Origin of the sequence: Streptomyces caeni (assembly GCF_042678285.1) — a bacterium.
Classification (GTDB): Bacteria; Actinomycetota; Actinomycetes; order Streptomycetales; family Streptomycetaceae; genus Streptomyces; species Streptomyces caeni.
On record NZ_JBHUDX010000093.1, the window covers coordinates 1 to 10,747 of the forward strand.

At 70.9% G+C, this 10,747-nt stretch carries 8 protein-coding genes and 1 pseudogene; 8 read left to right on the plus strand and 1 reads right to left on the minus strand.

Translation table 11 applies throughout. From position 1 onward, the window contains the following. The 8 genes and pseudogenes from ACFSL4_RS30540 to ACFSL4_RS30575 all read left to right on the plus strand — a co-directional run. Window positions 1-581, plus strand: a pseudogene (locus tag ACFSL4_RS30540) (hypothetical protein); the annotation flags it as partial. Between the two features lie 185 nt (window positions 582-766). Next, window positions 767-1,609 carry a nitrilase-related carbon-nitrogen hydrolase gene (locus ACFSL4_RS30545; RefSeq protein ID WP_381090002.1) on the plus strand — a complete coding sequence of 281 codons (843 nt, stop codon included), beginning with the start codon at window positions 767-769 and terminating at the stop codon, window positions 1,607-1,609. Then, window positions 1,606-2,892, plus strand: a complete 1,287-nt coding sequence (locus ACFSL4_RS30550) for an aspartate aminotransferase family protein (RefSeq protein WP_381090005.1) — start codon at window positions 1,606-1,608, stop codon at window positions 2,890-2,892. The genes ACFSL4_RS30545 and ACFSL4_RS30550 overlap by 4 nt, the downstream gene beginning before the upstream one ends. Window positions 2,893-3,041: 149 nt before the next feature. Next, window positions 3,042-4,601: a PucR family transcriptional regulator gene (locus tag ACFSL4_RS30555; RefSeq protein WP_381090008.1), complete on the plus strand. Its 1,560-nt coding sequence runs from the start codon at window positions 3,042-3,044 to the stop codon at window positions 4,599-4,601. A gap of 145 nt (window positions 4,602-4,746) precedes the next feature. Continuing rightward, on the plus strand, window positions 4,747-5,589 hold the full coding sequence (locus tag ACFSL4_RS30560) for a nitrilase-related carbon-nitrogen hydrolase (protein WP_381090011.1): 843 nt from the start codon (window positions 4,747-4,749) through the stop codon (window positions 5,587-5,589). Between the two features lie 115 nt (window positions 5,590-5,704). Then, on the plus strand, window positions 5,705-7,108 hold the full coding sequence (gene hydA / locus ACFSL4_RS30565; RefSeq protein WP_381090014.1) for a dihydropyrimidinase: 1,404 nt from the start codon (window positions 5,705-5,707) through the stop codon (window positions 7,106-7,108). Window positions 7,109-7,119: 11 nt separating this feature from the next. Further along, the gene (locus ACFSL4_RS30570) at window positions 7,120-8,139 is read left to right on the plus strand and encodes a TIGR03842 family LLM class F420-dependent oxidoreductase (RefSeq protein ID WP_381090018.1); all 1,020 of its coding nucleotides are present in this window, start codon (window positions 7,120-7,122) and stop codon (window positions 8,137-8,139) included. 146 nt (window positions 8,140-8,285) lie between these two features. Continuing rightward, window positions 8,286-9,812 carry an NCS1 family nucleobase:cation symporter-1 gene (locus ACFSL4_RS30575; RefSeq protein ID WP_381090021.1) on the plus strand — a complete coding sequence of 509 codons (1,527 nt, stop codon included), beginning with the start codon at window positions 8,286-8,288 and terminating at the stop codon, window positions 9,810-9,812. A gap of 22 nt (window positions 9,813-9,834) precedes the next feature. Here ACFSL4_RS30575 and ACFSL4_RS30580 read toward each other — a convergent pair whose 3' ends face one another. Next, window positions 9,835-10,518 (minus strand): hypothetical protein, encoded by a 684-nt coding sequence (locus ACFSL4_RS30580; protein ID WP_381090024.1) that lies wholly within the window; start codon window positions 10,516-10,518, stop codon window positions 9,835-9,837. Window positions 10,519-10,747 lie beyond the last annotated feature (229 nt).

A 10,747-nucleotide genomic window follows, 5' to 3' on the forward strand; every position in this document is an offset into this window, starting at 1 on the left:
CCGCCACCGAGGCGGACCCGGCGCGCCGGCCGCGCCGGGAGGCCCTCGGCGAGGAGGACCGGCGGATCATCGCCGAGACCGTCGCGGCCCTCACCCGGCTGCGCGCCCGGGGCCGCAGCGGCGAGGCCCACGCCCTGCTCGTCGAGGCCGTGCACTGGCCCGCCGCCCGCTACCCGCTGCTGGCCGCCGAGCTGCACCGCGCGGGTCTCGGCGCCGACTGGGCCACCCTCCTGTGGGAGGCCGCATCGCTGCCCGCCGACCGCCTGGTCGCCGCCGCGGACGCGCTCACCGCCGTGGGCCGTGCCGAGGACGGCGAGCAGATGCTGCGCCAGGGCGTCGTACGGCCCGCGGGCGAGATCGGGGAAGCCGTGCTCGGCCTCGGTGCCGACGGCCGTCATCGCGAGGCCCGCGCCCTCCTCGACGCGTACGTCCGCATCCGTACGCCCGAAGAGGCGGCCCGCAGTGCCGCCGTGGACCCGCAGCGCCTCGTGCCGCTGCTCCTGGAGGCCGCCCGCGGCGTCTCCGAGGAGCGGCGCTGGGACCTCCTCCACGCCTTCCGGGTCGCCGGATTCACCACGTGAGCGGCCCACCGACAATCCGACCACTCACCCGCAGGAGTGTGAAACATGATCGACTCCGCGGGTTGGCGACGATGGTCTTGGCAAGGCCGTCCCCGAGGCTTACGTTCAAGCCTCTGCAGTCGTGCCTACAGGCGTAGAGGCTCTCTGACGTCCCCACCAGGACAACAGGCAGAAGGAGCGGCACCATGGCCCACGTCGTACGCGCCGCGCTGGTCCAGGCGACCTGGACCGGTGACACCGAATCCATGATCGTCAAGCATGTGGAGCACGCCCGCGCGGCGGCCCGGCAGGGCGCGCAGGTCATCGGATTCCAGGAAGTCTTCAACGCGCCCTACTTCTGCCAGGTCCAGGAGCCCGAGCACTACCGCTGGGCCGAGCCCGTGCCCGACGGTCCCACCATCACCCGGATGTGCGAACTGGCGCGCGAGACCGGCATGGTGATCGTCGCCCCCGTCTTCGAGATCGAGCAGTCCGGCTTCTACTACAACACCGCCGCCGTGATCGACGCCGACGGCACCGTCCTCGGCAAGTACCGCAAGCACCACATTCCGCAGCTCAAGGGCTTCTGGGAGAAGTACTACTTCAAACCGGGCAACCTCGGCTGGCCCGTCTTCGACACCGCGGCCGGCAAGGTCGCCGTGTACATCTGCTACGACCGCCACTTCCCGGAGGGATGGCGGCAACTCGGACTGGGCGGCGCCCAGCTGGTCTACAACCCGTCCGCCACCTCGCGTGGCCTGTCCGCCCACCTCTGGCAGCTGGAACAGCCCGCGGCCGCCGTCGCCAACGAGTACTTCGTCGCCGCGATCAACCGCGTCGGCCGGGAGGAGTACGGCGACAACGACTTCTACGGCACGAGCTACTTCGTCGACCCGCGCGGGCAGTTCGTAGGGGACGTCGCCAGCGACAAGGAGGAGGAACTCGTGGTCCGCGACCTCGACTTCGGCCTCATCGAAGAAGTGCGGAAGCAGTGGGCGTTCTACCGCGACCGCCGCCCAGACGCGTACGAAGGACTGGTGAAGCCGTGAGCGACCTGTACGCCCGTCACAAGGCCGTCCTGCCCGACTGGCTCGCCCTGTACTACGAGGAGCCGCTGGAGATCATCCACGGCGAGGGCCGCCATGTCTGGGACGCCGACGGGAAGAAGTACCTGGACTTCTTCGGCGGCATCCTCACCACGATGACCGCGCACGCGCTGCCCGAGGTCACCAAGGCGGTGACCGAGCAGGCCGGACGGATCCTGCACTCCTCGACCCTCTACCTCAACCGGCCGATGGTCGACCTCGCCGAGCAGATCGCCCGGTTGAGCGGCATCCCGGACGCCCGCGTGTTCTTCACGACCTCCGGCACCGAGGCCAACGACACCGCGCTGCTGCTGGCGACGACGTACCGGCGCAGCAACCAGATCCTCGCGATGCGCAACAGCTACCACGGCCGCTCGTTCAGCGCGGTCGGCATCACCGGCAACCGCGGCTGGTCGCCGACGTCTCTGTCGCCGCTGGGGACCCTCTACGTCCACGGCGGCGTCCGCACCCGCGGCCCGTTCGCGCACCTGAGCGACGCCGACTTCATCGCGGCCTGCGTCGAGGACCTCAAGGACCTGCTCGGGCACACACGCCCGCCGGCGGCCCTGATCGCCGAGCCCGTCCAGGGCGTCGGGGGCTTCACCTCGCCGCCCGACGGGCTGTACGCGGCCTTCCGCGAGGTGCTCCAGGAACACGGCATCCTGTGGATCGCGGACGAGGTGCAGACCGGCTGGGGCCGCACCGGCGACCACTTCTGGGGCTGGCAGGCACACGGCGCCTGTGGGCCTCCCGACATCCTCACCTTCGCCAAGGGCATCGGCAACGGCATGTCCATCGGCGGCGTCGTCGCCCGCGCCGAGATCATGAACTGCCTGGACGCCAACTCCATCTCGACGTTCGGCGGCACCCAGATCACCATGGCCGCCGGCCTCGCCAACCTCACCTACCTGCTGGAGCACGACCTCCAGGGCAACGCCCGGCACGTGGGCGGGCTGCTGGCCGAACGGCTGCGGACCGCCGCCGCGCGGCTTCCGGGGGTGCGGGAGGTGCGCGGGCGTGGGCTGATGATCGGGGTCGAACTGGTGCGGCCCGGCACGGACGAGGCCGATCCGCAGGCGGCGGCGGCCGTGCTGGAGGCCGCCCGCGCGGACGGCCTGCTGATCGGCAAGGGGGGCGGGCACAACACCAGTGTGCTGCGCATCGCCCCGCCGCTCACGCTCACCGTCCCGGAGGCGCAGGAGGGCGCCGCGATCCTCGAACGTGCCCTCAGGACCGTCCACGAATGACCCACCCCGTCGGACTCTCGACCCCATCGGCCCCCAGCCCCTGCCCCTCGTCCGCCCCTTCGGCCGATCCGCCCACCGGCCGGTCAGCCCGTCGACAGCGCCGCCCATGAGGTGTCGTCCGTAAGAACCTGAGCAAGGGAACGTTCACCATGAGCACCGCCTTGGAACCCGCCCTGTCGGTACGCCAAGTCCTCACACTGGACCGGGTGCTCGCCGGAGAGCCCGAGGTGGTGGCCGGTGCCGGCCACCTCGACCGCCCGGTGCGCTGGGTGCACGTCGCCGAGGCCGCCGACGTCGGTGTGATGCTCAGCGGTGGCGAGATGGTCCTCACCACCGGCGTCCTGCTCGCCGGCGACGAGGACAAGCAGGCCGAGTACATCCGGTCCCTGCACCGCGCGGAGGCCGCGGCCGTCGTCCTGGGACTCGGCCGCGCCTTCCCCGCACCCCCCGATGTGATGCGCCGGGCCGCCGAACGCTGCGGGCTGCCCATGGTGGTGCTCCACCGTCCCTTCCCCTTCGCCGAACTGACCGAGGAGGTCCAGTCCCGGCTGGTGCGGCGGAAGTTCGCGGCCGTGAGCCTGTCGGAGTCCGTCCGCACCGCTCTGACGGGGCTCATCACCGCGGGCGCCCCGCTGCAGCGGCTGCTCGACGAGATCGCCGTGCACGCCGGCTGCCCGGTGATCCTCACCAACCTCGCCCACCGTGTGCTCGCCACGGCGGGGGAGCGGCCCGCGGTCGACGACGTGCTGCGCGACTGGGAACGGATCGCCCGGCAGGCCGGCGGAAGCGAGGGCGACGGCTGGGTCCGCGCCGAACTGGGCGCCTGCGGCGAGCGCTGGGGCCGGATCGTGCTGTGCGGCCACCGCGGCGACAGCCCCATCGGGCGGCTCCTCGCCGAGCGGGCGGCCGAGGCCCTGGTCCTGCACCGCATGCTCCACGGCTCGGTGCACTCCTGGGAGGAGCAGTCGGCGCAGAGCCTGCTGACGGACCTCGTCTCCGGCGTCGTACCGGCCCGCCAGCTCCTTCCGCGGGCGCGCGCGGCCGGGCTGCCCGTCAACCGCCGTACCTTCGTGCCCCTCGTCGTGGGCGAGGGCGAACCGGCCGCGCTCGACCGCGTCCTGCGCCTGCTGGGGCTGCCGGGACTGGTCGCCGAACTGGGCGACGGGGCCACCGCCGTGCTGCTCAGCCTCGCCCGCGACCAGGACGCCGAGGCGCTGACCGCGCACTTCGCCGCGCGGCTGCGCACGGAGTCGGGACGGTGCCAGGCGGTCGTCGCTGCGGCCGACGCGCGCGTCGCCTGGGAGGACGTGCCCGCCGGTCTGCGGGAGGCCCAGCACGTGGCCGACGCCGTCACCGACCACTCGGCGGCGATGGACCTCCCGGCGGTCGTACGCCTCAAGGACGTCCATCTGCGCGGGCTGGTCCGGCTGCTGCGCGATGACCCGCACGTCCAGTCCTTCGCCGAAAGGGAGCTGGACGGTCTGCTGCGCGGCCGGGACGCCGAGCACGACCTGGTGCCCGTGCTGCGGACCTATCTGGCCACCGGCCGCAACAAGTCGCGCACCGCCCAGCTCCACCACGTCAGCCGGCCCGCGCTCTACCGCAGGCTGGAGGCCATCCAGGCCCGGCTCGGGGTCGACCTGGACGACTTCGAGCAGGCCGCCTCCGTGCACATCGCGCTACTCGCCCACGATGCCCAACAGGGGTGAAACACCGTGGAGAAGAGCGGGAAACACACGACGGGACGGGGTGACACCGTGGAACGCCGGGCGCCCGCAGACGTGACACGGTGCAACTCAAACCGTCCCGCCCGGCTTCCTAGGCTCGCCGCACACCGAGCGACCGGAGGTCCCGATGAGCAGAGTGATCCGTGCGGCCGTCTTCCAGACCGCCTGGACGGGCGACAAGGAATCGATGATCCAGGTCCACGAGCGGGCGGCCCGCGACGCGGCCGCGCAGGGTGCTCAGGTGCTGTGCTTCCAGGAGCTGTTCTACGGACCGTACTTCTGCCAGGTCCAGGACCCGGCCTTCTACGAGTACGCCGAGCGGATTCCGGACGGCCCTGTCGTGAGGCGCTTCCAGGCGCTGGCGAAGGAGCTGGGCCTCGTGCTCGTGCTGCCCATGTACGAGGAGGAGCAGCCCGGCGTCCTCTACAACACGGCCGCGGTGATCGACGCCGACGGCTCCTACCTCGGCAAGTACCGCAAGACACACATCCCGCAGGTCAAGGGCTTCTGGGAGAAGTTCTACTTCCGCCCGGGCAACTCCGGCTGGCCGGTCTTCGACACGGCGGCCGGCAGGATCGGCGTGTACATCTGCTACGACCGGCACTTCCCGGAGGGCTGGCGGGCGCTGGGCCTCGCGGGCGCCGAGATCGTGTTCAACCCGTCGGCCACCTCGCGCGGGCTGTCCGGCTATCTGTGGCAGCTGGAGCAGCCGGCCGCGGCCGTCGCCAACGAGTACTTCGTCGGCGCGATCAACCGCGTGGGCGTCGAGGAACTGGGCGACAACGACTTCTACGGGACCTCGTACTTCGTGGACCCCCAGGCGCAGTTCGTCGGCGAGGTGGCGAGCGACAAGGAGTCCGAGCTCGTCGTCCGCGACCTGGACATGGCCAGGCTGCGGGAGGTGCGCGACCGGTGGCAGTTCTACCGCGACCGCGCGCCCGGCGCCTACACCCCGCTGACCGCGCCCTGACCCGGCGGCACCCGCGCCCCGCCAGGGGCGCGGGCGACCGAGCGGCAACAGACAACCGGCACCGTCCGACCGCACCCCAGCGGAGCGTCCACGCAGGCAAGGGAGCAGAGGGAGCATGAGCAGCCGTACCGTCATCCGCGGTGGCCTCGTCATCACCGCGTCCGACGAGATCCACGCCGACGTCCTGATCGAGGACGGCCGCATCGCCGCCCTTGCCGCGCCCGGCACCCCGGCCGCAGGGGCATGGACGGCCGAGCGCACCATCGACGCCACGGGCAAGTATGTGATCCCGGGCGGCGTCGACGCCCACACCCACATGGAGCTGCCGTTCGGCGGCACCTTCGCCTCCGACACCTTCGAGACCGGCACCCGGGCCGCCGCCTGGGGCGGCACGACCACGATCGTCGACTTCGCCGTCCAGAGCGTCGGCAGCACCCTGCGCGAGGGACTGGACGCCTGGCACGCCAAGGCCGAGGGCAACTGCGCCGTCGACTACGCCTTCCACATGATCGTCTCCGATGTGAACCAGGAGACGCTCAAGGAGATGGACCTGCTGGTCGAGGAGGGTGTCACCTCCTTCAAGCAGTTCATGGCCTATCCGGGAGTCTTCTACAGCGACGACGGCCAGATCCTGCGCGCCATGCAGCGCTCCGCCGACAACGGCGGCCTGATCATGATGCACGCCGAGAACGGCATCGCCATCGACGTGCTCGTCGAACAGGCGCTGGCCCGCGGCGAGACGGACCCGCGCCACCACGGCGAGGTCCGCAAGGCCCTGCTGGAGGCCGAGGCCACGCACCGCGCGATCCGGCTCGCCCAGGTCGCGGGCGCGCCCCTGTACGTCGTGCACGTTTCGGCACAGGAGGCGGTCGCCGAGCTGGCCAGGGCACGCGACGAGGGCCTGCCCGTCTTCGGCGAGACCTGCCCCCAGTACCTCTTCCTGTCCACCGACAACCTCGCCGAGCCGGACTTCGAGGGTGCCAAGTACGTGTGCTCGACGCCGCTGCGGCCCAAGGAGCACCAGGCGGCCCTGTGGAAGGGCCTGCGCACCAATGACCTCCAGGTGGTCTCCACCGACCACTGCCCCTTCTGCTTCGTGGGCCAGAAGGAGCTGGGACGGGGCGACTTCTCCAAGATCCCCAATGGTCTGCCGGGTGTCGAGAACCGCATGGACCTGCTCCACCAGGCCGTCGTCGACGGGCACATCTCGCGCCGTCGCTGGATCGAGATCGCCTGCGCCACCCCGGCCCGGATGTTCGGCCTCTACCCGAAGAAGGGCACCATCGCCCCCGGCGCGGACGCCGACGTCGTCATCTACGACCCGCACGCCGAGCAGGTCATGTCCGCGAAGACGCACCACATGAACGTCGACTACTCGGCGTACGAGGGCAAGCGGACGACCGGCCGGGTCGAGACCGTCCTCTCGCGGGGCGAACCCGTCATCAGCGGGCGGGAGTTCACCGGACGCGCCGGTCACGGCGTCTACACCCCCCGCTCCACCTGCCAATACCTCGACTAGGAGTGGCGCTCATGGACTTCGGACTCGTCCTGCAGACCGACCCGCCGGCCTCGCGTGTCATCAGCCTGATGCAGCGGGCCGAGCGCAACGGCTTCCGCTACGGCTGGACTTTCGACTCGGCCGTGCTGTGGCAGGAACCGTTCGTGATCTACAGCCAGATCCTGGCGAACACCGAGAACCTGACGGTCGGCCCGATGGTGACGAACCCGGGGACCCGCACCTGGGAGGTGACGGCCTCCACCTTCGCCACGCTCAACGACATGTTCGGCAACCGCACGGTGTGCGGCATCGGCCGCGGTGACTCGGCGATGCGTGTCGCCGGCCGCAAGCCCAACACCCTGGCCCGCATCAGCGAGGCCATGAAGGTCATCCGGGCGCTGGGCCGCGGCGAGGAGGCCGACCTCGGCGGCACCGTGATCAGATTCCCGTGGATCAGGCCCGGCGCCGAACTCCCGGTCTGGATGGCCGCGTACGGGCCCAAGGCCCTCAAGATGACCGGCGAGGAGGCCGACGGCTTCATCCTCCAGCTGTCCGACCCGTATCTGACCGAGTACATGGTCAAGGCCGTCAAGGACGCGGCCGTGGCCTTTGGGCGCGACCCGTCGAAGGTCACGATCTGCGTGGCCGCCCCCGCCTACGTCACCGAGGACGACTCGCCCGAGGCCCTCGCCCACGCGCGGGAGCAGTGCCGCTGGTTCGGCGGCATGGTCGGCAACCACGTGGCCGACCTCGTCGCCAGGTACGGCGAGCACTCCTCCGCCGTCCCCGACGAACTGACCGACTACATCAAGGCCCGCGAGGGCTACGACTACGCCCACCACGGGCGCAGCGGCAACCCCGACACCGCGTTCGTGCCCGACTCCATCGTCGACCGGTTCTGTGTCATCGGCCCGGTCGAGAGGCACATCGAGAAACTGACCGCACTGCGCGATCTGGGCGTCGACCAGTTCGCCGTCTACGACATGCACGACGCGCAGGAAGCCGTCATCGACGCGTACGGAAGGGAGGTCATTCCCGCCGTCAACGGCTAGTGTCCCCAGGGCCTTCGGCCCGCAGCCCCTCCCGCTCGTCCCCTTCCCACCTCCCCGGGAAGGGGGCCCAGGGCGCTTCTCGCGCACCCCCCATCGGCGCCGCCCCGCACGGGCCTTTCCCGACCCACCTCATGATTGGCCTGCTCATGACCGACACCGCTCCCACGGCGATACCGCCGTCCGCCCAAGTCACCCTTCCCGACGGGCGCGTGGAGATCGCCCCGGGCTCCCCACCGCCGAGTGGCCCGTACGCCAACGAGGACCTGCTTCCGGTCCCCGCCGGGAAGCGCACCTGGACCACGTACAACTTCTCCGCGCTGTGGGTCGGCATGGCCCACAACACGGCCTCCTGGACCCTCGCCTCCGGCCTGATCGCCGTCGGCATGGACTGGAAGCAGGCGGTGTTCACCATCGCCCTGGCCAATGTGATCGTGCTGGTCCCGATGCTGCTCACCGGGCACGCCGGACCCAAGTACGGCATTCCCTTCCCCGTCTTCGCCCGCGCATCCTTCGGTGTGCGCGGCGCCAACCTGCCCGCCGTCGTGCGGGCGTTGGTGGCATGCGGCTGGTTCGGCATCCAGACCTGGATCGGAGGCGAGGCGATCTACTTCCTCGCCGGCAAGCTCATCGGCGACAGCTGGGCGAACGCGTCGGCCATCGGCGGCTACGCCTGGACGATGTGGCTGTCCTTCGCGATCTTCTGGGCGCTGCAGGTCGTCATCATCTACCGCGGTATGGAGACCATCCGCCGCTTCGAGAACTGGGCGGCGCCCTTCGTGCTCGTCGGCGCCTTCGTGATGCTGTGGTGGATGAGCGACAAGGCGGGCGGCCTCGGTCCGCTGTTCGACCAGCCGTCCAGGCTGGGCTGGGGCGGGGACTTCTGGAAGCTGTTCGCCCCCTCGCTCATGGGCATGATCGGCTTCTGGTCCACGCTGTCGCTGAACATCCCGGACTTCACCCGCTACGGCAGAAGCCAGAAGGCCCAGACCTGGGGCCAGTCGCTCGGCCTGCCGACCACGATGACCCTGTTCGCGTTCCTGTCGGTGCTGGTCACCTCGGGCTCACAGGCCGTGTACGGCCAACCCGTCTGGGACCCGGTGCAGCTGGCCGCCAAGACGGACAACGAGGTCGGTCTGCTCTACGCCCTGGTGACCGTCCTCGTGGCGACCCTGTCCGTGAACATCGCGGCCAACATGGTCTCGCCGGCGTTCGACTTCTCCAACATCGCGCCCCAGCGCATCAGTTTCCGCGCCGGTGCCCTCGCCACCTGCGTCCTCGGCGTGCTGATCTTCCCGTGGAAGCTGTACTCCGACCCGCAGGGCTACATCTTCACCTGGCTCGGCCTGGTCGGCGGTCTGCTCGGCACGGTGGCCGGCATCCTCATCGCCGACTACTGGATCCTGCGCCGCACCCGGCTGGACCTGTCCGACCTGTACCGCACGGGCGGCCGCTACTGGTACGAGGGCGGCTGGAACTGGCGTGCCGTGGTGGCCTTCCTGGCGGGCGGCGTGCTGGCGGTCGGCGGCGCGGACTTCCATCCACTGGTCGACGGCCGCCTCGTCCCGGCCCTCAAGCCGCTCGCCGACTACGGCTGGGCGGTCGGCCTCGGCACCTCGATGCTGCTGTACGTACTGCTCATGCTGGCGCGCGGCCGGGAGGAGGCCACGGCCTGACCCGCACCGGGCGGGAGGACGGTCAGCTCGTCTTCTGACCGTCCTCCAGCGCGGCCACCGCGTCCTTCGCGGCCTTGATGGCCCCCTTGTTGATCTCGTCCGTGGCGGGCGCCTTCTTCGTCTCGAAGTCGCTGCCGTTGTACGTGACGGCCACCAGCGCGTTGGACGCGCGGACCAGCACGACCCCCTCACGCGTCTGCTGCTTGTCCTCGGTGCTGAGGTTCACCACGGAGTAGGCCGCGTCGCCGAGACCGGGCACCGCCCCTCCGCCGCTCTTCTCCGAGATGCGCTCCGCGTAGGACTTCTGCGCCTGCGCATCCGATTCCATGATCTCGAAGGTCACGTCGAGCCACCGGTAGTCGTAGCCCTTGAGCGCGTTCCAGGAGCAGGTGCGCCGTACCGACCTGTCCGTGGAGGGGATCTCCTCGCCCGCCGGTTTGGCGCCCGGGACCAGCGACTTGATCGTCGCCGCGGGCAGGCTCGGGCACGGTACAGGCGCGACGGCGTACTTCTTGGCCGCTGGGGACGCTTCGGGCGAGGAGGCACCGCCGGAGTCCCGGGCGCTCTGGGTGGAGCGCCCCGATGCGTGGTCGGTGGCCGGGGCCGCGGCGAGCGGCCCGGACGACAGGGCCCAGCCCGCGGAGGCGAGCACGGCGACCGGCAGCAGTCGCGCGGTCAGGGCGAGCGGCAGCGGAAGAGAATGCACGGCGCACTTCTCGTGGGGGGACGGTGCGGAGTGAGTCCACACTGCGGACGGGGACGCCAGTGTCACATGACTCTCTGTGGGGCGGAAGGGCGAACTCGCTCCGTGCCTGTGCGGTGACTGTGCATCATGCCGCCGCAGCGGCACCCCCCGTGCCCGGTTCGCTCGGCAGTGTCCCGATCGGTCCGACACCGGCTCCGCCGCAGCGCGGCAGGCGCCCCCCGCCGGGGCC